The sequence below is a fragment of the Bradyrhizobium sp. CFUWI genome (assembly GCF_056429085.1).
Genome location: NZ_JBWJZE010000005.1, coordinates 83,845 through 106,625 on the forward strand (window position 1 = coordinate 83,845; position 22,781 = coordinate 106,625).

Annotated in this window: 16 protein-coding genes; 4 read left to right on the forward strand and 12 right to left on the reverse strand. The window is 66.7% G+C overall.

What is annotated here, in order from left to right; genetic code table 11:
- The first annotated feature begins 82 nt into the window (after nt 1-82).
- From accD to AC066S_RS13070, 3 genes are all read left to right on the forward strand, one after another.
- A complete protein-coding gene (gene accD, locus AC066S_RS13060; RefSeq protein WP_126256976.1) occupies nt 83-1,024 on the forward strand; it encodes an acetyl-CoA carboxylase, carboxyltransferase subunit beta in 942 nt (313 codons plus the stop codon).
- On the forward strand, nt 1,021-2,364 hold the full coding sequence (locus tag AC066S_RS13065) for a bifunctional folylpolyglutamate synthase/dihydrofolate synthase (protein ID WP_478269874.1): 1,344 nt from the start codon (nt 1,021-1,023) through the stop codon (nt 2,362-2,364). The genes accD and AC066S_RS13065 overlap by 4 nt, the downstream gene beginning before the upstream one ends.
- Before the next feature lie 139 nt (nt 2,365-2,503).
- Entirely contained in the window at nt 2,504-3,244 is a 741-nt protein-coding gene (locus AC066S_RS13070) for a metallophosphoesterase family protein (RefSeq protein WP_478269875.1), read from the forward strand.
- A gap of 61 nt (nt 3,245-3,305) precedes the next feature.
- Here the strand turns inward: AC066S_RS13070 and AC066S_RS13075 are convergent, their stop codons facing one another.
- The 12 genes from AC066S_RS13075 to ubiE all read right to left on the reverse strand — a co-directional run bounded on the left by AC066S_RS13075 (nt 3,306) and on the right by ubiE (nt 21,572).
- Nucleotides 3,306-4,313: an ATP-dependent DNA ligase gene (locus AC066S_RS13075; RefSeq protein WP_478270020.1), complete on the reverse strand. Its 1,008-nt coding sequence runs from the start codon at nt 4,311-4,313 to the stop codon at nt 3,306-3,308.
- A 146-nt stretch (nt 4,314-4,459) separates the two neighbouring features.
- Nucleotides 4,460-4,780 carry a thioredoxin gene (gene trxA / locus AC066S_RS13080; RefSeq protein WP_008540017.1) on the reverse strand — a complete coding sequence of 107 codons (321 nt, stop codon included), beginning with the start codon at nt 4,778-4,780 and terminating at the stop codon, nt 4,460-4,462.
- A 69-nt stretch (nt 4,781-4,849) separates the two neighbouring features.
- Entirely contained in the window at nt 4,850-8,359 is a 3,510-nt protein-coding gene (gene addA, locus AC066S_RS13085) for a double-strand break repair helicase AddA (RefSeq protein ID WP_478269876.1), read from the reverse strand.
- Nucleotides 8,353-11,499, reverse strand: coding sequence for a double-strand break repair protein AddB (gene addB / locus AC066S_RS13090; RefSeq protein WP_478269877.1), 3,147 nt, complete (start codon nt 11,497-11,499; stop codon nt 8,353-8,355). The genes addA and addB overlap by 7 nt, the downstream gene beginning before the upstream one ends.
- Nucleotides 11,500-11,719: 220 nt before the next feature.
- Nucleotides 11,720-12,442 carry a nucleotidyltransferase family protein gene (locus tag AC066S_RS13095; protein WP_478269878.1) on the reverse strand — a complete coding sequence of 241 codons (723 nt, stop codon included), beginning with the start codon at nt 12,440-12,442 and terminating at the stop codon, nt 11,720-11,722.
- A gap of 118 nt (nt 12,443-12,560) precedes the next feature.
- Nucleotides 12,561-12,878, reverse strand: a complete 318-nt coding sequence (locus AC066S_RS13100; RefSeq protein WP_135170059.1) for a PilZ domain-containing protein — start codon at nt 12,876-12,878, stop codon at nt 12,561-12,563.
- 184 nt (nt 12,879-13,062) lie between these two features.
- On the reverse strand, nt 13,063-14,583 hold the full coding sequence (tsaE, locus tag AC066S_RS13105; RefSeq protein WP_478269879.1) for a tRNA (adenosine(37)-N6)-threonylcarbamoyltransferase complex ATPase subunit type 1 TsaE: 1,521 nt from the start codon (nt 14,581-14,583) through the stop codon (nt 13,063-13,065).
- Entirely contained in the window at nt 14,580-17,084 is a 2,505-nt protein-coding gene (locus AC066S_RS13110; RefSeq protein WP_478269880.1) for a sensor histidine kinase, read from the reverse strand. Before AC066S_RS13110 ends, tsaE begins: the two co-directional genes overlap by 4 nt.
- A 192-nt stretch (nt 17,085-17,276) precedes the next feature.
- On the reverse strand, nt 17,277-17,735 hold the full coding sequence (gene dut, locus AC066S_RS13115; protein ID WP_126256985.1) for a dUTP diphosphatase: 459 nt from the start codon (nt 17,733-17,735) through the stop codon (nt 17,277-17,279).
- Complete coding sequence (gene coaBC / locus AC066S_RS13120; protein WP_478269881.1) at nt 17,732-19,183, reverse strand: bifunctional phosphopantothenoylcysteine decarboxylase/phosphopantothenate--cysteine ligase CoaBC; 1,452 nt, start codon at nt 19,181-19,183, stop codon at nt 17,732-17,734. Before coaBC ends, dut begins: the two co-directional genes overlap by 4 nt.
- 56 nt (nt 19,184-19,239) lie before the next feature.
- On the reverse strand, nt 19,240-20,814 hold the full coding sequence (gene ubiB / locus AC066S_RS13125) for a 2-polyprenylphenol 6-hydroxylase (protein ID WP_478269882.1): 1,575 nt from the start codon (nt 20,812-20,814) through the stop codon (nt 19,240-19,242).
- Nucleotides 20,811-21,572: a bifunctional demethylmenaquinone methyltransferase/2-methoxy-6-polyprenyl-1,4-benzoquinol methylase UbiE gene (gene ubiE, locus AC066S_RS13130; protein WP_126256988.1), complete on the reverse strand. Its 762-nt coding sequence runs from the start codon at nt 21,570-21,572 to the stop codon at nt 20,811-20,813. The genes ubiB and ubiE overlap by 4 nt, the downstream gene beginning before the upstream one ends.
- Before the next feature lie 81 nt (nt 21,573-21,653).
- Here ubiE and mutM point away from each other — a divergent pair, with 81 nt between their 5' ends.
- On the forward strand, nt 21,654-22,553 hold the full coding sequence (mutM, locus tag AC066S_RS13135) for a bifunctional DNA-formamidopyrimidine glycosylase/DNA-(apurinic or apyrimidinic site) lyase (protein WP_126256989.1): 900 nt from the start codon (nt 21,654-21,656) through the stop codon (nt 22,551-22,553).
- Nucleotides 22,554-22,781 lie beyond the last annotated feature (228 nt).

Sequence of the window (22,781 nt, forward strand, 5' to 3'; positions counted from 1 at the left end):
CACGGCGGCTTGCCGGGCAGGGGTCCGGCCGCCATATATCCTTTCAGGCGGCCCTCCACGGGTCCGCACATCGGAGCAAACCATGAACTGGCTTACCAATGTGGTCCGGCCGAAGATCCGCAACATGCTGCGGCGGGAGACGCCGGAGAATCTGTGGATCAAATGCCCGGATTCCGGACAGCTCGTGTTCTACAAGGACGTCGAGGCCAACCAGTTCGTCATCCCCGGCTCCAACTACCACATGCGGATGGGCGCGGTGGCGCGCTTGAAGTCGATCTTCGACAACGAGACCTGGTTCGACGTCGCGTTGCCCGAGGTGACGGCCGATCCGCTCAAGTTCCGCGATGAAAAGAAATACGCCGACCGCATCAAGGATGCGCGGGCGCGGACCAATCTCAACGACGCGATCAAGGTCGGCTACGGCAAGCTCGAAGGCTCCGCTGTCGTCGTTGCCGTGCAGGATTTCGACTTCATGGGCGGCTCGCTCGGCATGGCAGCCGGCGAGGCCATCGTGCGCGGGATGGAGCTTGCAGTCGAGAAGAACTCGCCGTTCATCGTGTTCGCCGCATCCGGCGGAGCGCGCATGCAGGAGGGCATCCTGTCGCTGATGCAGATGCCGCGCACGACGGTCGCGGTGCAGATGCTGCGTGAGGCCAAGCTGCCCTACATCGTCGTGCTGACCAATCCGACCACCGGCGGCGTCACCGCGTCCTACGCGATGCTGGGCGACGTGCAGATCGCCGAGCCCGGCGCGCTGATCGGCTTTGCCGGCGCGCGGGTGATCGAGCAGACCATTCGTGAAAAGCTTCCCGAGGGTTTCCAGCGCGCCGAGTACCTCAAGGAGCACGGCATGGTCGACATGGTCGTGCATCGCCACGAGCTGCGCCCGACCCTGGCGCGGCTCTGCCGTCTGCTGACCAAGGCGCCGGCACAAGAGGGCGCATCGAAGCCGACGCAGGCCGTCACCAGCCCGGCACAGATCATATCGGCCGCTGAGACGGCGCCGGCTGCGCCCCACGCGTGAACGCGTCCCCGGACAGCACGAAGACGCCGCTCGGCGAATTGATCGGGCGGCTGTCGGTCCTGCATCAGAAACGCATCGATCTGGGCCTGGCGCGGATGCACCGGCTGCTCGCGCGGCTCGGGCATCCTGAAAGCAAGCTGCCGCCGGTGATCCACATCGCCGGCACCAATGGCAAGGGCTCGACGCTCGCCTATCTGCGCGCAATGCTGGAGGCAGCTGGCTTGCGCGTCCACGCCTACACCTCGCCCTATCTCGTTCGCATCAACGAGTGTTTTCGGCTCGGCCGCCTCGGTGGCGGCGTGCTGGTCGGCGACGAGGAGCTGCGCGCGGCGCTGGAGGAGGTCGAGCGCGTCAATGCCGGCGAAGCCGCGACCTTGTTCGAGCTGAAGACGGCAGCCGCCTTTCATCTGTTCGCGCAGAACCCGGCCGACGTGGTGCTGCTCGAAGTCGGCCTTGGCGGCCGACTTGACTCGACCAACGTCATCGACGCTCCGGCGGCCTGCGTGATCACGCCCGTCAGCATGGACCACATGGATTTTCTCGGCGACACGTTGACCTCGATTGCCGGCGAGAAGGCGGCGATCATCAAGCGCGGCGTGCCGGTGATCTCCGCGGAGCAGGCGCCGGAAGCAATGGCCGTGATCGAGGCGCAAGCCAGGCAGATGCGTGCGCCGCTGTTTGCCGCGAACGAGAGCTGGCACGTCAATGTCGAGCGCGGCCGCCTGGTCTATTCCGACGACCGCGGCCTGATGGATCTCCCGGCGCCGCGTCTGTTCGGCCGCCACCAATTCGCCAATGCCGGCCTTGCCATCGCGACGCTGCGGGCGGTCCCGATTTTCAAGGTGAGTCAAGCCGCGTTCGAGGCCGGCATCGTCGGCGCCGAATGGCCGGCGCGGATGCAGCGCATCACTTCGGGCGAGCTGCTGTCCTGGGGTCCGCAGGGCTCGGAGATCTGGCTCGATGGTGGGCACAATGCCGAAGGCGGCCGCGTTGCAGCCGCCGCGCTCGGCGATCTCGAGGAGCGGGTGTCGCGGCCGCTGGTGGTGATCGCGGGCATGATGGCCAACAAGGACGCGCAGGGTTTTCTCGCCAATTTCGCCGGCCTCACCCGCCACATCATCGCGGTGCCGATCCCCGACACCGAGAACGCGATGCCGGTCGATCGTCTCGCGGATGCCGCGCGCAGCCTCGGCATGCGCGTCGAAACCGTTTCCGGCGTCGAAGCCGCGCTGCGCGCCTTGGCCAAGCTCGCCTACGACGTGCCGCCGCGCATCCTGATATCAGGCTCGCTGTATCTCGCCGGCCACGTGCTGGCGATCAACGGCACGCCTCCTGCATGACGGTCTCGTGTCCCGGACGCGGCGCGGCATGAAATGACGCGGCGCAGAGCGGGGACCCGGAAGCCGCGTGGACCCCGGCTCGGCAACGCATCACTGCGTGCTGCGCTGCGTCCGGGGCACGAGAGTTGGGATATTGACAATGCGCATTGCCGTCATCGCTGATGTCCACGGGAATTATCTCGCGCTGGAGGCGGTGCTCGCCGACATCCACGCGCTTGACATTACCGACATCGTCAATCTCGGCGACATGCTGAGCGGCCCGCTCGATGCGCGCCGCACCATCGAGATCCTGATGAATCTCGACGCGGTGCATGTGCTCGGCAACCACGATCGCTATCTGCTCGACCGTCCGCCGGAGAAGATGGGCTCCTGGGATCGTCCTGCCCATGCCGCGCTCGATGCCGCGCAACTCGACTGGCTGCGCGCGCAGCCGATGACGCGGGTCTTCCGCGACCAAGTGTTTCTCTGTCACGCGACGCCCGGCAATGACGAGGTGTACTGGCTCGACATTGTGCATCCCGATGGCGCGGTGGCGCTGTCGCCGCTGGACCGGATCGAGCAATTGGCGCTGGGGCTCACGCAGTCCCTGATCCTCTGCGCTCACACCCATCTCGCCCGTGCCGTGCGCTTGCGCGACGGCCGTCTGATCGTCAATCCCGGCAGCGTCGGCAGCCCCGGTTATCGCGACAAGCATCCGTATCCGCATGTCGTCGAAGCCGGCACGCCGCATGCGCGCTATGCGATCCTCGAGCTGGTGAATGGTGCCTGGCAGGTGACGTTCCGCCACGTCGCGTATGATCACCAGGCCATGGCGGCGCTGGCGCGGCGCAACGGGCAGCCAGAGCTCGCGAATGCGCTCGCGACGGGATGGATCGGCTAACTCCTGTCGTGTCCCGGACGCGGTGCAGCGCTTTGCGCTGCGTCCGGGGCACGAGCGCGGATCACTTCAACAGCTTCATCGGATCCGCCGCTTTCTGCTTCAGCTGCTCGAATGTGCATTGCCGCGGTGCCTTTTCGGGACGCCAGCGCAGGATCGAGGTGCCGTGGCGAAAGCGCTCGCCGCTGAAATGGTCGTAGCAGACCTCGATCACCAGCTTCGGCTTCAGCGGACACCATTTCGCCGAGCGCTCGGTCGACCAGCGGCTCGGCCCGCCCGGCGCGTTGCCGGTGAAGCCAGGATCGCCGATCAGCGCCTCCAGCCGGTCGGTCAGCGCGGGCTTCTGCTCCGTCTTGATCGCGGAGGTGAAACCGACATGGTGTAACAGGCCCTTCGCGTCGTACAGCCCGAGCAGCAGCGAGCCGACCACGTTGCGGCCCGCGATCTTGTTGGTGGCGTAGCGGAAGCCGCCGACCACGCAATCGGCGCTGCGGAATTTCTTGATCTTCTGCATGCCGTCGCGATTTCCGGCCTGATAGGGCAGATCGATGCGCTTGGCGATGATGCCGTCCGAGCCGCCGCCGGATTGCGCCAGCCATTTCTTGGCCGTGGCGTAGCTTGTCGTCATCGGCGAAAGACGGAAGGGGCTGCCCTTCAGACTGGCTTTCGCAAATGCTTCCAGCGCCGGCCGCCGTTCGCTCAGCGGCTTTTCGGCAAGCGTCTTATCTCTGGCGGCCGCGAGCAGATCGAAGACGAGATAGAGCGCCGGCGTGTCCAGCGAAAGCTTCTTCACGCGGCTTGCAGCGGGATGGATCCGTTGCAGCAGCGCGTCGAAGGAGAAGCCCCTGCCGTGCGGCACGACGAGCTCGCCGTCGAGGGTGAATCGATCCGCTTTCAGTTGCTGCGCGGCGGATACGATCTCGGGAAAATAGCGCGCGAGGTCCTCACCCGACTTCGAGCGCAGATCGACGATGTTGCCGTCGCGCGAGAGCAGGCAGCGAAAGCCGTCCCATTTCGGCTCGTACTGCCACTCCTTGCCGCGCGGGATTTCGTCGACCGACCGCGCCTCCATCGCGACGAGCGAGGTCGATCTTCGGGCGCGCTTCGCGGCAGGAGCAGGCAAGGGCTGGGACTCGTCATACGCCGGACACGTCCCATCAACGCAGAACGGCCGGCATTTCGCCGGCCGTTGTCGAAAATAATCCTATGGCAGGTGGATCAGACCGCGGAGGTGATCCACTGCTGCAGCTTCGCCTTTGGCGCCGCACCGACCTGGCGGGAGGCCATCTCGCCGCCCTTGAAGATCATCAGGGTGGGGATCGACATCACGCCGTACTTCGAGGCGGTCTTCGGGCTCTCGTCGACGTTCAGCTTGACGATCTTGACCTTGTCGCCCATCGCGCCGGCGATCTCGTCGAGGGCGGGCGCGATCATGCGGCACGGGCCGCACCACTCGGCCCAGAAATCGACGACCACGGGGCCGTTCGCCTTGAGCACTTCGGCTTCGAAATCGGCGTCGGAAACCTTGCTAACGGCCATTGGGAGTACCTCACACAGGTTGAAAGAATCGGCACGATCTGGAATCGCGCCCGGAATCATGCGGTCAACCTATGAACGGCTCCTTGCCGGGTCAAGGATGCTCACGCCGAGATGAAGGGATGCCAGCGCCGCGTCCAGCGCGGGGGCTGAAATCTCCATATATTCAAGGGCCTCGGTCCAGAGCAGGACGGCCCGGATCGGGGTCTGGGGATAAAGCCGCGATAGCACCGCCCGGTACAGCGCCAGCTGCCGGACATAGGCCGCGGGCGCCTCGCTGGCGCTCCTCGGCGCGGCCTGGTTGGTCTTGAAATCGACGATCAGGACCTCATCTGGGCGAACCACCAGCCGGTCGATCTGCCCCGACACCAAGGCCGGAGGGCGGCCCGGCCGCTCCAGCCTGCCGGCGATGGCGACTTCCGCCCGGCTCCCGGTGGCAAAGACCGGCGCAAAGCGCGGGTCCGAAATCAAGCCGAGCACCTTGTCGGCCAGCGCGGCGCGGTCAGCCTCGGTCCATTCCGCGGCATTGCGGGCCATGAAGCCGAGTGCCGCCTCGCGGCGGCGTTCGGTTGCGATATCAGGCAGGGATTGCAGGAGACGGTGCACCAGCGTGCCGCGTTGCAGCGCCAGCGCGCGCGACTGCACCGATTCGCCTGACCGTACGCTGCGGCCCTCCTCGGCCGGCTGACCGGACGGGCGGACCAGGTCATCGTCGACGGTCTCGCGTGGTGCCGGCGTCCGCAGCCAGTCGGGCAGCGCGATGGTCTGATCAACGGACGCCGTCGGCGTGCCCAGCGCCGCGACATCCTCCGGGCGGGCGAATCGGGTGACCTTGCCGAGCGGCGTCTCGATCACCTGCCTGTCCAGGCCCGAGCCGGCGAGCCCGGTGTCGACCAGGTCATACCAGCTCAGCTTGCGGACCGTCTTCATGTTGCCCGGCATGCAGCCGCCGACGATCAGGCGGTCGGCCGCGCGCGTCATCGCGACATAGAGCAGGCGGCGATATTCGTCCTCGGTCTCCTCGATCATCGCCTTGCGCGCCTCCGCGACCGGCTTGGGATCGTCGGCCTTGCGCCCGGCCCAGACCACCACCTCGCCGCCATTGCCGCGGGGCACGTGAATCAGGCGCAGACGCTGGGAGTCCGCGGGCGACGACGTGGTGTCCACCATGAACACGACCAAGGCTTCGAGGCCCTTGGCGCCGTGCACGGTCATCACCCGCACCTCGTCGCGCGAGATCTCCATGTCGCGTTTAACCTCGGTGTCAGCCGAACGCAGCCAGGCCATGAAGCCCTGCAGCGAGGCCGGTGCCTTGCGCTCGTAGTTCAGCGCCAGCTCGAGGAATTCGTCGAGCGCGTCGTTGGCCTCGTGACCGAGCCGGCGCAGGATGCGCGCGCGCCCGCCGTCACCCCCTAACAGCCAGGCGTAGAAGGCGAACGGCGTCTCCTCGCGCGCACGCATCTCGCAGGCTTCGAGGCGACGCAGCGCGGTCGCGAACTTCTCGCTTCCGGCCGCGTGCTCGCCGAGCGCGCGGCGAAGCGATCCCTTGCGGCCATGGGCCAACTGGAACAGGTCGTCGTCGTCGAGCCCGAACAGCGGGCTCTTCAGCGCCACCGCCAGGGCGAGATCATCCTGCGGCAGCAGCAATGCATCGGCGAGGTTCATCAGGTCGATGATGCCGATATGTTCGGTGAGCTTGAGCCGGTCGGCGCCGGCGACCGGGACGCCGGCGTGCTTCAGCGCCTGGATCACGGCGTCGAATGCATTGCCGCGCCGGCGCACCAGGATCAGCATGTCGCCGTAACGCAGCGGCCGGCGCTCGCCTTCGTGTCCCGTCAGCGTGCCGCTCTCGACCAGGCGCTTGATCTCGGCCTGGATGCGGCGCGCGAGCTTGACCTCGGGGCTGGTGACGGCGACGCCGTCGAACGGCGCGCGCCAGCCCTCGATGTCCTGCCGATCGTCGGCTTCCGCGAGATCCCACAGTTCGATCATGCTGGGGCCGGCGTCAGCGAGCGCATGATGCAGGGGATGGCCGATCTCGACCGAATGGATGCTCTTGTAGATCTGGGGATCGCGGAAGACGTGGTCGACCGATTGCAGGATCGTGGCGCCCGAGCGGAACGAATAAGTGAAGGCGACGGGATCGAATTTCAGCCCAGCGGCGGTGAACTTGCGGTGCAGCTCGCGCCGGCGCGCATCGAATTCGTGCGGCGCCGCGCCCTGGAACGAGAAGATCGACTGCTTCTCGTCGCCGACCGCAAACACCGTCCGATTCAGCCCCTCGCGCGCGCCTTCTCCGGCCGTGAATTCCGAGATGATGTGCGCGACGATGTCCCACTGCCGTGGGCTGGTATCCTGCGCCTCATCGATCAGCACGTGATCGACGCCGCGGTCGAGCTTGTAGTGCACCCAGCCCGAAGCGACGCGGTCGAGCATCGCCAGCGTCTTGTCGATGAGATCGTCGTAGTCGAGCAGGCCGCGCTCCTGCTTCTCGCGGCGGTAATTCGCGGCGGCTGCGGTCGCGATGTGCAGCAGGGCCGCGGTGCGGTCGCGCATGGTCACGGCACGGCGCTTCTCGACCAATCCGCTGACGCGCTGCGCCTCGTTCTCGAACAGGCGGGCGACGGCCGGATTGTGATCGCAAAACTTCTTGGTCAGCACCGCCTTGCGTGGCAGCTTGTCGTCCGTGAGGAAGACGCACAGATAGGCGTCGACCTGCGCGCCGCCGGAAAACATCTTGGCCTCGCGCAGCCGGCCGGCCTGGTCGTTGTCGGACTTGCTGCCGTCTTCCAGCGCAAGCGCGATGTCGTCCCAGCGCGAGCGCGGCAGGTAGGGCCCATCAAGAATCTCCGTCTCGACGTCCTCGATGCGGTCGCTTGCATCGACGCCCAACACGCTCGCCATCTGCGCAGCGGCGGCTTCCGCGTTGCCGGCCTCGTCGGTCCAGGCCATGAAATGATCGCGGCTGAGACAGGCCTCGCGTACGACTTCCTTGAAGGTGACGTCCGCGGCGCTCGCCATCGCGGTCAGCAAGGCGCGGCCGGTGACGCTGTCCGGATCGCGCGCGGCCTCCAGCAAGACCTTCAGATTGGCGCGCTCCATCATGTCCGTCTGGTCGCGCTCGTCGATCACGGAAAACCGCGCGGGCACATTGGCCTCGAACGGAAACTGCTGCAGCAGCCGCGTGCACAGCGCGTGGATGGTCTGCACCTTCAAGCCGCCCGGCGTCTCCAGCGCGCAGGCGAACAGCTTTCGCGCGTCGCGGCGCAGCTTTGCATTGGGATGCGGGATGCCGGCGGCGCGGATCGCCGCATCGAGCGCGGTGTCGTCCAGCGTCACCCAATGACCGAGCGTGGTGAACACGCGCTCGGCCATGTTGGCGGCGGCGGCCTTGGTGAAGGTGATGCAGAGGATCTTTTCCGGCGGCACGCCCGATAGCAAGAGGCGGATCACGCGCTGTACCAGCACATGGGTCTTGCCGGAGCCGGCATTGGCCGACACGAAAGCCGAGGCGGTCGGGTCCGATGCGCGCGCCTGCCGCGCACGCACTTCCTCCGGGATGGGACGCGGCGCCTTCACCATTCCTCGATCCCCAATCCGCCGGCAGCGGACCATTCCTTGATCCGGGCGAGGTCGTCATAGGCGCCGTAGCGGTTGGTCCACATCGGCAGGTTCAGCGAGGTGTAGGGCTGATTCTCGTCTTCAAAAGCACGGATCAGCACCTCCAGCTTCGCCCTCGCCTCGGCGGCCGCCGTATCCGGCGGCTGCGGCTCGTCGCCCTGCTTGTACTTGAGCTCGAGGATGCGCTCCTCGCCCGGCGGGTTGTTGCCGCTGAGGCGGACATAGACGAGCTGGCTCACCGACGAACCCGCGTCGATATCCGGGAAACCGCCTTCGCGCAGGATCGCCGCCTCCAGCGTCAGCTGCGGCGACAGGCCCATGCGGACCTGCTTGCCGGTCGGCGGCTGTCCGGTCTTGTAGTCGAGGATGGCATAGCCGCCGCCCTGGCGCCGCTCGATGCGGTCGGCACGCGCGGAAAGATAGAACGTGCGTGCATTGTCGAGCCGGATCGCGATCTCGCCCCTTGTCTCGGCCATGATCGCCTCGATCGCATCCCGCCGCGCCGTCTCCCATTCGCCGAACCATCGTGCGATGCGCTGGAACCGCGGCCACCACAACGCCCGCGCCTCGGGTCGCTCCATCAACGGTGCGAAATGCTTTTCGCCGATCGTGCGCAGAACGCGCGCGGGATCGTCGGGCAGGCGCGTCGCATAGATTTCGGTGAACTCGCCGATGGCCTCGTGGATCGCCGAGCCGCGGTCGGCTGCCGAGAGCGGCATGTCGACCGGATCGAGCGCATCCAGCCGCAGAATGTGTTTTGCGTAGATGGTGTAGGGATCGCGCAGCCAGTCCTCGATCGCGGTCACCGACATCTTGAGCGGTCGCGTCGCGCGCGGCGGCCGTGGCTCGGGCTGCTTGATCGGCTCAACCTTGTCAGGCTGGTCCAGTGCGCCCGCGAATTGCACGTATTTCTCACCGGCGCGGATCGCCACCTTCCAGAGATCGTCCCCCGTGACCGCCTCCAGCCGGTGCAGGAAGCGCGAAGCCACCGCGGGTGCGCCGCCGGCCTTGGCGGAATGGGTGAGGATCACCTCGTCGCCGCCGAGCAGTTGCGCGAAGTCGTGCGCGGAGAGTCCGATGCGGCGCTCCGGCAGGTCGAGACCGAGCTCGTGCCGCATCGGCCGGCTCAGCCAGGGATCGATGCGCGGCGCCGGCGGCCAGACGCCTTCGATCAGACCGCCGACGATGATACGGTCGGCCTGCATCAGGCGCGATTCCAGCGGGCCGTAGATCTGCAGCCGCGCGCCTGGTCTGTCCGGCCGCCGCACCGCGCGGTCGCTGAACGCGGTCTGGAAGACGTCCGGATAGTCCGGCAGCGGCACCAACAATCCGCTGGTCGTGCCGCCGCGCAGGAGATCGTCGAAGGCGGCAGCGAGCGCGAGGCCCTCGCGGTCCTCGAAGGCCAGTGGAATGCCCTGCTCGTCGCGCGCCAGCTCGATCATGATCTCGCGGTGCCGGTGCGCGAGCTCGGCAAAGTCATATGGCTTCGATGACGCCAGGCTCTCGATCGGCGCCAGCGCTTTTTGCAGGGCGTCGATCAGGCCCTGGATGCGATCGAGATCCTCGGCCTTGAGACGTGCGCGCGGCTCGGCGCGGTGCAGGGCGGAGGCCTCGCTGCGCCACAGCTTGGCAAGCTCCTCGCGAAAGCGGTTGAATTCGCGCAGGAGGCCGGCCGTGCCGGCAGGCGGACGCGTGCCGCGCAAGACCGCCAGCTCCAGGCCCTCGATCGCCGCCTTCCATGCGCCGGGCGCGCGGCCGAGCCGGCAGAGCGGATGCTTCAGCAGCGCCAGCAGCGTCGGCGGCTCCAATCCCTTCGTTGCCGCCTCTGCCGCAAGACGTGCGAAGATTCCGGCGGAGGTTTCCATCAGGACGTCGCCGCCGGAATCATCGAAACTGAGGCCCCACCGGGTGAGCGCGGCCATCACCCGTCGCGCCAGCGCGCGGTCGGGCGTCACCAGCGCGGCCGTCTTGTCGAGATGCCTTGCCTCGCGCATGGCAATCGCGATGGCGAGGGCTTCCATTTCAGGGTTGGGGGCTTCGACGACCGCGAGCCTTGTCATGCCGCCTGCGATCTTCGCGGCAACATCCGGCTGCTTCAGCCGGTCGTGCCAGACTTCCGTCTTGGCCGAGGGGCGCATCGATTCGGAGGCGAGCAGGTCGCGGCCGCCTTCGGCCGGCGGCTGAAGAATCTCGACGTCGCTGCGCTTGATGCCGAAGCGGTGCAACAGCGCGTGCATGGCATATTGCGGATGGTTCGAGGCCGGGTGCTCCGCGAATTTGCCTAGCGCATCGCGCACGCCGCCGATGGTCCGCCAGGAATCCTCGTCGAGATCGGTGTCGAGGCCGGGCAGCACCACCGCGCCATGCGGCAGCGCTGCGACGGCGTGCAGGAATTTTGCCGTCGCGGGCATCGAGCCGGTCGAGCCCGCCGCGATGACAGGCCCGTTCGGATGCGCGGTCAGCCGTTTGGCTTCCGCCGCGATCAGGAGATCGCGCCGTGCCGCCGGCTCGATCCGGTTGATTTCGGCAAGATGACCGGGCCAGGCGATGCGCGCGATGCGCAGGAACTCGAGCGAGTGCTGCCAGTAGCGATCGAGGTTATCAGGCACGAGGCCGTCGAGCGCATTCCAGTCGACGCCGCGCGTGACCATGTCGTCGATCAGGCGCGCAAGGTCGCCGGCGAGCGCCAGCGTCGAGGCGGGCCCGCCGACCACCAGCGGCGCCAGCACCGGACCCTTAGCCCAGGCGGCGACAAGCTGCGCCAATGTCAGTCGCCGTTCGAGCTCGCCGAGCCGCGGCGGAATGTCGAGCGGCGTCGCGCCCGAGAACTGCTCGCCTTCACCGGCGAAAGCGAGCTCGTCCTCGTCGATGTCGCCGAGGGCGACGATGCGCGGCAGCACCACTGCGTCGGCCTTCATCTCGTCGAGGAAGATCTCGCGGACGACGCGCATGGCGCGTCGGGTCGGCAGATACAGCGTGGCATCGGCAAGCCGCGCCGGTTCCTTGCGCGCTTCGAATCCCTCGACCAGCCGTCCCTCGAGCAGCGCCGTGACGACCGTGCGCAGGAATGGAACTGAGATGGGAACGCTGAAAACGCGCATGAGCTGCCTGATTCGGAAGATCAGGCAATATAGGGAGGCGGGGTCAAATGGTCATGCGCTGCGGCGGGGTCTTCCCCGTTGTCCCACCGTCATTCCGGGGCGATGCGAAGCATCGAACCCGGAATCTCGAGATTCCGGGTTCGCGCGTGCGCGCGCCCCGGAATGACAGCCTCGCGGGGCGGGCACGCTTCGCTTTGCCCACCCTACGGGACTGCGGCCCTTACGCCACGCTCTCCAGAAACGCCTCTTCCGCGGCATGCACGGCATCGGGCGTGCCGACATGCATCCAGACGCCGTCGAGACGCAGGCCGAACAGCCGCTCCTGCTCGTTGGCGCGGTCGAACATCTTCGTCAACGAGAACTCGCCCTTCGGCGCGCCCTCGAAGATCGACGGCGACAGGATCGCCGCGCCCGCATAGACGAACGGAACGACCTCTTTTTCCTTGCGCTTGCGCAAGGCCCCGTCGGGCAGCATGCCGTAATCGCCCCGGCCGCTATAGCCGATGCTGGTCGCGGTCGGCGCCATCAGCAGCAGGATGTCCATGCGCGCGGGCTCGAAATTTTCGGCAAGCCGCGTCAGGTTCGAGCGCACGCCGTCGATCCAGAGCGTGTCGGAATTGACATGGAAGAACGGCGCATCGCCGAGCAGCGGCAGCGCCTTGACCACGCCGCCGCCGGTGCCGAGCACCTGATCGCGCTCGTCCGAGATGGTCACGCGCGGATGCTGGCGCGATGCGACGTGATCGATGATCTGGTCCGGCAGATAATGCACGTTGACCACGGCCTCGGTCACGCCGGCCCGGGCGAGCTTGTCGAGCACGTGGTCGAGCAGCGGCTGGCCGGCCACAGGCACCATCGGTTTCGGCATCTTGTCCGTCAGCGGACGCATACGCAGGCCGAACCCCGCGGCGAGCACCATGGCTTTGGTCGGTTTGACGGACATCCTTCGCTTTCTCAGACCTTTCGCGTTCGCAGCAATCCTAACACGAGGTTAGATCAGCCGCACCGCATCTCAACCGCCTTAGCCACCCGCCGTGACGGTTGTACGACGGGTGTTGCCGTCATGCCCCGACGGCTGTGGGACGGGCCTTTTTCTTCTTTTCACCCACCTTGAGGAAATTGACGCCGATCTGGTCGCCATTGACCCAGGCAAGCTCGCAGCGCCGGTAGGCCAGCCCGGTGGACGACAGCAGCAGAAAGAACTCCTTCAGGTGCAGGCCCTCGACCGAGCCGTCGATGGTGAGCTTGGCGCCGCTATCGGAGACGTCCTCCATGGTGCATTCGCGCCGCCAGGTCCCGTCGATTCCCATCATCTGGGCCGGGATCCCACGCTCGAAAATAACCCTGCTATTTCCGCGCTGATCCGCTTTCGCCGCCATCTGCCTTGCTCCAGCCCCGTAATGATCCGGCTGCCTCGCCGCCAGAATAGCGACATCTTGGCTAACGGCCGGTAAACCGGGCCTAAAGCGCGATGAGATCAGGATCGTCATCGCGCTTTAGGTTATTGTTTGAGCATGATCTTTTCGGAAAACCGCTGCGCACTTTTCCGGATCATGCTCCAGATCAGCCTTGAGGGGGCGGGACGTTGGCGAGATACCAGTCGCGCAAGGAGCCCAGCGCGGGATGGGCCAGCGAGCGCTGGAGATAGGTCCAGATCCGCGGCTGATGGCGCAGGTAATGCGGCTTGCCGTCGCGGCGGTTGAGGCGCGCGAAAGTGCCGAGCAGGCGCGTGTTCCGCTGTGCGGACATGATGGCGTAGAGCTCGGCGAAGCCGGCCGCATCAAAACCGGCGTCGGCGGCACGGCGCGCCTTGATGTAACGCGACAGCAGCGTCAGCTCGATGTTTTCGGGGACGTCGATGCGGGCATCCTGGAGCAGCGACACCACGTCGTAGGATTGCGGCCCGAGCACGGCGTCCTGGAAATCGATCACGCCGACGCGCTCGATGCCGGTGCGATTCCCGAGCCAGATCAGATTGGGCGAATGATAATCGCGGATGATCCAGGTCTTCGGCGCGGTCAGCGGCTTCTTCAGGAGCTCGCGCCACATCGCAAAAAATTCCGCGCGCTGCTCGTCGGCGAGCGGTGCGTTGCGGTCGGGCAGATACCATTCCGGCATCAACCCGATCTCGATCAGCATCGCCTCGATGTCGAAGACGGGAATGGCGTAGGTCTGCCCGTCGAGCGGCAGCGTCTCCGGCAGCGTCTTACCGTGCAGGGCAGCAAGCACGTCAGTCGCGGCCTCGTAGCGCTCGACGATCGGGCGGGGCGGATCGCCCTCGATCACGCCTTCGCTGCCGAAATCCTCGGAGATCAGGAAACCGTGGTCGAGATCGAAATGATGGATCGCCGGCGCCGAGAGTCCTTGCGCACGCAGGCCTTCGTCGATGGCGACGAAGGGTTTTACATTCTCGGCAAGATGCACCGCGGCGCTGTAGGATTTTCCGTTGTAGAGCGCAGCGCCATCGGGCCGCTGCGGGAAGTTCATCAGGATGACGACCTCGTCGTCGCGCAACAGGCGGGCATAGGAGCGCGTCGAAGCATCGCCGGCCATGCGCCTGCGCGTTGCGTCCATGTAACCGGACGCGTCGAGGAATTCGCGCAACACCTTCAGTCGCGCGACAACGGCCGCGCTCTTGCCGTAGCCGGTGATGTCGGCCGCGCGTGCGCTCGATCCCAGCGCCGGCCGGTGCGTCAGCGCGATGTCGATACGGTCCTGCGGCATCGCCGACGGCGCGCGCTCCGGCCATTCGATCAGGACCAGCGTGGCATCGGGCAGCGGCGACAGCCCGATCTCCTCGAGCTCGCTCTCGTCCTCGACGCGGTAGAGATCGGCATGCAGCACCGGGAAGGGCGGCAGCTCGTAGCCCTGCACCAGCGTGAAGGTCGGGCTCGGCACCTCCAGCTCCTCGTCGCCAGCGAGATAGCGGATCAGGCTGCGCGCCGCCGCAGTCTTGCCGGCGCCGAGATCGCCGGTGAGCGTGATGACGTCGCCGGGGCCGACCAGGAGCGCGAGGTCGGCCATCAATTGCGCGGTGGCCGTTTCGTTGTGGAGCGCGACGGAGAGTTTGGCGGGTTCTGTCATTCGGCGGCGTCGCGATGCGCCGCCTGGTCGGTCGGGAAATCGCAGATCACGACCGTGCCGCGGCCGACGATCGAATCCACCCGCACCTTGCCGCCATGCAGCTCGACGAAGGAGCGCACCAGCGACAGGCCGAGCCCGGCGCCGCGATGACGCGAGCCCTGCGAGCGGCTTTCGAACCAGTTGAACACCTTGTCCTTCATGTCGGCAGGTATTCCAGGCCCGGAATCTGTCACGGTGAAGACCACGCTACGCTCGGTGCGCCGCGCGCTGATGCCAACGGTGGAATCCTGTGGAGAAAACCCGATGGCGTTGGCGAGGAGGTTATAGAGCACCTGCACCACGCGCTTCTCGTCGCCGACGAAGCTGCCGACGTCGGGCGCGATCTCGACCTTGAGGCGGATGCGGTCGGTGGCGAGCCGGTCCTGGATGCCCTCGGCCGCGAGCTCGATGGCCTTGCTGACGTCGACGGGTCCGAGTTCCAGCTTCATCGCGCCGGCATCGATGGTGGCGAGATCGAGGATGTTGTTGGTGAGCGCAAGCAGCGCGTTGGTCGATTTGGTGACGTAGTCGAGATATTCGGCCTGTTTCGGCGTCAGCGGCCCGGTCGAGGGATCGCTGAGGAAGTGCGCGAAGCCGATGATGGTGGTGAGCGGCGAGCGCAGCTCGTAGGAGACGTGGTGGACGAAATCCACCTTCATCTGGTCGGCGGCCTCCAGCGCCTCGTTGCGCTCGCGTAGCGCGCGCTCGACGTTCTCGGTGTCAGTGATGTCCTGGAACGTCAGCATGGTCGCGCCGTCGTGCAGCGGGCGGATCATGCCGTCGAGCACGCTGCCGTCCTTGCGCTCCAGCTTGAGCGGGACGTCGGCGCGGTTCTCGATCGAGGTGATGGCCTCGCGAATCTGGCGCCAGACCGCGGGGTCGTCGAACAGCTGATGGCACCAGCCTTCCACGGTCTGAATGTGCGGCTCGTCGCGCATGGCATCGCTCGACAGCTTCCACATCCGGACGAAGGCCGGGTTGAACAGCTGCGCCTTGCCGTTGCTGCCGAACACCGCGACGCCCTCGGCGAGGCTGTCCAGGGTCTCGCGCTGGACGCGGATCAGGCCGTCGAAGCGGCGGGCGAGGTCGAGGCTCTCGGTGACGTCGTCGAACAGATAGGTGACGCCGCCTTCCGGGTTTGGCGTGGTGACGACCGAGAGCGCGCGGCCGTCGGGCAGATACCAGGTCTCCTTCGCGGTCTCGACCGCGCGATAGGCTTCGTGCAGCTTGGCCTTCCAGGCCCGGAAGTCCGGCTGCTCCGGCAGCTTGCGCGCGGCGCGGAGCTGGTCGAGCACGCTGGAATCGTCCGGATGGGCGTCGAGGAAGCTGCGGTCGAGGTCCCACAGCCGGCGGTAGGAATCGTTGTAGAAGGCCAGGCGACGCTGGCCGTCGAACACGGCCACGCCGGAGGAGAGCTGGTCGAGCGTGCGGCGATGCGCCTCGGCCATGCGCACCAGCGCCGCGCTGAGCCCATCCGCCTCGCTGGCATCGATGGCAACGCCGACGCTGCCGCTGCCGACATTGACGGCGCGCACGTCGTAAATGCGGCGCTCGCCGCCGATCACGATCGGCAGCCGCGCGGTGAAATTGGCCGCCTCCTTCAGGCCCCGCTCCATCGCGGTGCGGTCGGCGCTGTCGAGCAGCTCGAGCTTGCGCTCCTGCGCGTCGGTGACGCTGTTCGCCTCGGTCGCACGGACATAGGCCGGGTTGGCGTAGGTCAGCGCGCCGTTCTCTCCCTTGGCCCAGATCGGCCAGGGTGCGGCGGCGGCAAAGCCGCGCAGCATCTCGGTCTCGTCGGAGAGCGCGTTATAGCGCAGATGGGTCTCGGCCAGCTCGCGCCGCAGCCCCGAAAGTTCGCGAATCCGGACGATAGCCTGGCCGCCGATGGCGCGGCCGATCGCTTCCAGCGTATGGCCGTGCGCGGTGCTCAGCGTCAGCTGGAACCCGTCGCCGCGGTCACGCAGGGCGTCGACCGCATGGTCCATCTGCAGCGCGGGTTCCGGTGGCAGCCAGGTTCCGAATGCGAGCACGCGTTGCGGCGAGGAATCGCGCGGCAGCACCATGGAAATGTCGCCGGAGATCTGGGCGCGATTGTCGCCGGCCGGCCAGGAGATCAGAATCTGCGGCTCGGCGAACAGCAGCGCGCCGAAGCGGTCGGCCTGGAGCTGGAGCTCCCCGATTCGGGCGCGCAGCCGCGCCTCGTTCTTCGCCGTCCGCACCCGCGTGCGCATCAACAGGATCGCGGCCATCACCGAGAAGCCGAGCAGGGCCAGCGCGGTGGCGAGCACCGCGAGTTCCTGCCGGTTGAAATCCAGCATGATGGAGAGGGTGTCGATGAGGTCGGCGGCCTCGGCCGGCGCAGCCGGCAGCAGCGCTGCGAGAGCGCCTCCCAACAAGCCGTTGCGCGCAAGCGATGTGCACGACAGCAGCGTCCGACGCATCGACACGATCACGCCTGACATAGTTGCCCCAAGACCGCACGAATTTGCGCGCGGCGAACCCCCGTCGCGCGCGAATCAAAAGACAATACCCTCACCGTGACTCCGCCGGTAAGAGTCCAGATCGTGAACGTAAAAGCGGTCCCTAAAAAATGCCGGCTGTGGTGTTCCAGCGCACGTCGTTCTTCGGGATGATTCGGCCGAGATCGCCGCGCGTCAGCGGCCGGTCGAGCCGAAGCCGCCGGCGCCGCGATCGGTGGCCGACAAGGTGGCGACGGGAACCAGCGCGGCCTGCACCACGGGCGCGATCACCATCTGGGCGATGCGCTCGCCGCGCTTGATCACGAACGGTGCCGCGCCGTGATTGATCAGGATCACCTTGATCTCGCCGCGATAGTCCGCGTCGATCGTGCCGGGCGAGTTCAGCACAGTGACGCCGTGCTTGGCGGCGAGTCCCGAACGCGGCCGCACCTGCGCCTCGTGCCCGGGCGGCAAGGCGATCGCAAGCCCGGTCGGCACCAGCGCGTATTGGCCGGGTGCGAGCGTCAGCGGCGCGCTGTCCGCCACCGCCGCCATCAAATCGAGCCCGGCGGCCTCCGTGGTCTGATAGGCCGGCAATGGCAGGCCGTCGGCATGGGCCAGTTGCTGCAGTTCGACGGTGACCTCAGTGCTCAAGATGCCGGCTCCAGGGATTTGCCGCTCACGCTTTTCGCGATATGCGCGACCAGCTCGATGGCGACCTGTTCCTTGGTCATCACCGGCCAGGAATCAACTGCAATCTCGCCGTTGTTCTCACCATTCTTGCGGCTGATCAAATGCACCGTGTTGCGGTCGCCACCCATCACGCCGGTGGCGGGTGAGACGTCGTTGGCGACGATCCAGTCGCAGCCCTTGCGCGCAAGCTTGGACTTGGCGTTGTCGATGAGGTGCTCGGTCTCGGCGGCAAAGCCGATCACCAGCGGCGGGCGCTTGTCGGTCAGCCTGGAGATCGTCGCGAGGATGTCGGGGTTCTCGACCAGCTGCAGCGGCGGCATGCCGGCGGACGTCTTCTTCAGCTTCTGCTCGCCCTCATTGGCGACGCGCCAATCGGCGACCGCGGCGGCGAAGATCGCGATATCGGCGGGCAGCGCGGCCTGCACCTGCTCCAGCATCTGCCGCGCCGATTCGACATGCTTGACGGTGACGCCGGCGGGATCGTCGAGATCGACCGGGCCGCTCACCAGGATCACCTCGGCGCCGGCGGCCTGCGCGGCCGCGGCAATGGCAAAGCCCTGCTTGCCGGAGGAGCGGTTGGCGATGTAGCGCACCGGATCGATCGGTTCGTGCGTGGGGCCTGCGGTGATCAGCACGCGCTTGCCGGCGAGCGGCTTTGGAACCGGCGGCCGCAGCAGCCGCTCGGCGGCATTGGCGATCTCGATCGCCTCGGACATCCTGCCGACGCCGACCTCGCCCGCCTCCGCCATCTCGCCGGAATTGGGCCCGATCAGCACCACGCCGTCGCGCTGAAGCTGGGTAACATTGCGGCGCGTGGCCGCATTGCTCCACATCAGCGGATTCATCGCCGGCGCCAGCAGCACCTTGCGGTTGGTCGCGAGCAGGATGGCGCTGGCGAGATCGTCGGCATGGCCATTGGCCATCTTCGCCATCAGGTCGGCGGTGGCCGGCGCCACCACGATCAGGTCGCAGTCGCGCGCGAGGCGAATGTGTCCGGCGTCGAACTCGCTCTGCGGGTCGAACAGGTCGGTATAGACGCGCTCATGCGACAGCGCGCTCGCCGCTAGCGGGGTGACGAATTGCTGTGCCGCCTTGGTCAGCACGCAGCGGACCTCGATACGGCGCTCCTTGAGCCGGCGGATCAGGTCCAGTGATTTATAGGCGGCGATGCCGCCGCCGATGATCAGGGTGACGCTGGCCTCGGGAACGGCGCCGGTGCGCTGCGGCGTCGGGGCAGTGGATGCGGTCGGCGGCGCCGAGAACGGCGTCAGCGGCTCCTCGCGGCCCTCGATCAGCTCCCGCAGGATGACCCGGACCTCCTCCTCGACCGATCGGCGATTCTTGGCCGAGCGCAGCCGCAAATAGGTTTTGACGGTGTCGTCGAGCTTGCGGATGGTCAGGCTTGCCACGGCGCCCTCCAGCACGGAATGATAGCGATGCTATCATCCGAGTGATTGCAATGCAATCACAAATTCCGGACGGCGATCAGGATTCCGATGAAGGTCGCGGCGATGATCCAGAGCGCGACGGTGCGCCAACGGTTCTTGCGGCCCTCGCTACGGCCCATCGCGGCGATGCTCTCCGGCGACAGCCTGATGCCGTCTCGCGTCATGGCTTCGAGCTGCTCGAGCACCTTCACCGATCGCTCGGCGATCTCCGGCAGGCGCATCAGCACGCGCGCAATGTCCCCGGTCCCCGCGAGCGCGCCCTGCACCCGGCCTATGGGTCCGAGATTGCGCTCGATCCATTCGCGCACCACGGGGTCGGCGACCTTCCAGATGTCGAGCCTGGGATCAAAGCCGCGCGCCACGCCTTCGACCACGACCATGGTCTTCTGGAGCAGGATCAGCTCGGGCCGCGTCCTCATGTCGAACAGGCCGGTGACCTCGAGCAGCAGCGTCAGCAGCCGCGCCATCGAGATCTCTTCCGCCGTGCGGTTGTGGATCGGCTCGCCGATGGCGCGGATGGCTTGCGCGAAATTCTCGACCGAGTGATGCGCGGGCACGTAGCCCGCCTCGAAATGCACCTCGGCGACGCGGCGATAATCCCGGGTGATGAAGCCGAGCAGGATCTCGGCGAGGAAGCGCCGCTCCTTCATGCCGAGCCGGCCCATGATGCCGAAATCGACCGCGACGAGCCGGCCGGCGTCATCGAGGAACAGATTGCCCGGATGCATGTCGGCGTGGAAGAAGCCGTCGCGCAGCGCGTGGCGCAGAAAGCTCTGGATCACCTTGCGACCGAGACCGGGCAGGTCGACCCGCGCCTCTTCCAGGCGCTTGTGATCGTTCAGCGCGATGCCGTCGATCCACTCCATCGTCAGCACGTTGTGCGTGGTGCGGTCCCAGTCGACGCTCGGCACGCGGAAGTCGGGATCGTCGCGCGTGTTCTCCGCCATCTCCGACAGCGCAGCCGCCTCCAGCCGCAGGTCCATCTCCATGGCGACCGAGCGCGACATGGTGTTGATGACTTCGATCAGGCGCAGCCGCCGCGCTTCCGCCGAGTAGGTCTCGGCCTTGTACGCGACGAAGAAGAAGTCGGAGAGATCGCGGCGGAAACGCGCGGCGACGTTCGGCCGAAGCACCTTGACCGCGACCGACTTGCGGATGCCGTCATGCAGGACTTCGCCGCGATGCACCTGCGCGATCGAGGCGGCCGCGACGGCCGGCCCGAAGCTCACGAAGATGTCCTTCAGCGGCCGCTCCAGCGACGTCGCGATGGCGGCCTCGGCTTCGTCCTGCGGAAACGGCGGCAGGCGATCCTGCAGGCTTTCGAGGTCGCGGGCCATGATGACGCCGACGACGTCGGGGCGCGTGGCCAGGAATTGTCCGAGCTTGAGATAGGCCGGGCCCATCCGCGTCAGCGCGCGCGAGATCCGCGGGCCGTGCTTGACGCCGCGCCGCTCGACGAGGCGGGCCAGCTTCAGCGCGAGTTGTCCCGGCGGCGGCACCAGGCTCGGATCGACCGAGCCGAACACGCCCTCGCGCGCGAACACGAACGCGGCGCGGATCAGGCGCGAAATGTGGGTGACGGCAGAGATCACAAACGCCAGCCCGAATGCAGTGCGACGATGCCGCCGGACAATGTCTGCCAGCTGACGCGGGAAAAGCCGGCATCGCGAATCATGTCGGCGAAGACGTTCGGCTTCGGAAACTTGCGGATCGACTCAACGAGATATTGGTAGGATTCGGCATCGCCCGTGATCATGCGGCCAAGCGGCGGGATCACCTTGAACGAGAATAGGTCATAAAGGCGATCGAGCCCGGGCATCTCGACGGTGGAGAATTCCAGGCAGAGGAAGCGGCTGCCGGGCTTGAGCACGCGATAGGCCTCGCGCAGCGCCAGATCGATCCGGGGCACGTTGCGAATGCCGAAAGCGATCGTATAGGCGTCGAAGCTGCGGTCGGCGAAGCCAAGCGCTTCGGCATTGCCTTCGACGAAATCCACCCGGGTTTCGAGATGCCGCTTGACGGCGCGCTCGCGGCCTACTGCCAGCATGTCCGCGTTGATGTCGCAGACGGTGGCATGGAAGCCCGCACCCGCGGCCTTGGCGGCGCGGAACGAGATGTCGCCGGTGCCGCCGGCGACGTCGAGCAATGCGAACGACCGGTCGCTTCTGGGCGGGTCGAGTGCCGCGATCATGATGTCCTTCCAGACCCGGTGCAGGCCGCCGGACATCAGGTCGTTCATCAGATCATAGCGCGACGCCACGCTGTGAAACACGTCGTTCACCAGCGTCTGCTTGTCCCCGAGAGGGACGTCTTTGAAGCCAAAATGCGTGGTTTCGCCCGGCCGATCCATTACTCTACTCCACTGGGCGGACCATAGCGCGCCCGCCGCAATGGCGCTATCACACCGCCCTCATAAGGTGAATGCCTGACCATGCCTGAATTGCCCGAAGTCGAGACCGTCCGCCGCGGCCTTCAGCCCGTCATGGAGGGCGCAAAGATCCTCAAAGCGGAGGCTCGCCGGCCGGACCTGCGCTTTCCGTTCCAGCCGGATTTCGTCGCCCGGCTGCAGGGGCAGATCGTCACGGGGCTCGGCCGCCGGGCAAAATATCTCATGGCGGACCTTGCCTCCGGCGATGTGCTACTGATGCATCTGGGCATGTCGGGCTCGTTCCGTGTCATCAAGCCGGACAACGACGCCGTGCCCGGCGAGTTTCACTATCCGCGGGGTAAGGATTCCGCGCACGACCACGTGCTGTTTCGGATGTCCTCCGGCGCCGACATCGTGTTCAACGATCCGCGCCGCTTCGGCTACATGAAAGTGATAGCGCGCAACGCGCTCGAAGACGAGCCGTTGCTGCGCGGGCTCGGTCCCGAGCCGCTCGGCAACGAGTTCGACGCCTCGATGCTGGCGCGGGCCTGCGCCGGCAAGACCACCAGCCTGAAGGCGGCGCTGCTCGACCAGCGCGTGGTGGCCGGGCTCGGCAACATCTATGTCTGCGAGGCGCTGCATCGCTCGCATCTGTCGCCGCGCCGGATCGCCGCGACGCTCGCGACCAAGGGCCGCAAGGGCGTCGGCGGGGGCGAGCCGACCGATCATGCGAAGCGACTGGTCGGCGCGATTCACACCGTGCTGAACGATGCCATCAAGGCCGGCGGATCCAGTCTGCGCGATCATCGCCAGACCTCGGGCGAGCTCGGCTATTTCCAACACTCGTTCAAGGTCTATGACCGCGAGGGCGAGAAATGCACGACGCCGGGCTGCGGCGGCACGATCAAGCGGTTTACGCAGAACGGACGATCGACGTTCTGGTGTCCGAAATGTCAGAAGTGAGGATCAGGCGAGCGGTCCGAAGGCCATGAGGTTCTTCGAGGGTAGCCACGGCGTCATTGCGAGGAGCCCTTGCGACGAAGCAATCCAGAATCCCTCCGCGGAAGGATTCTGGATTGCTTCGCTACGCTCGCAATGACGGGCGGATAGAGCATCCGCCAACGCGAAGCGAAGCAATCCGGCCGGGCTGGGCCGGATTGCTTCGTCGCTGGGGCCCTTCCGGATGGTGAA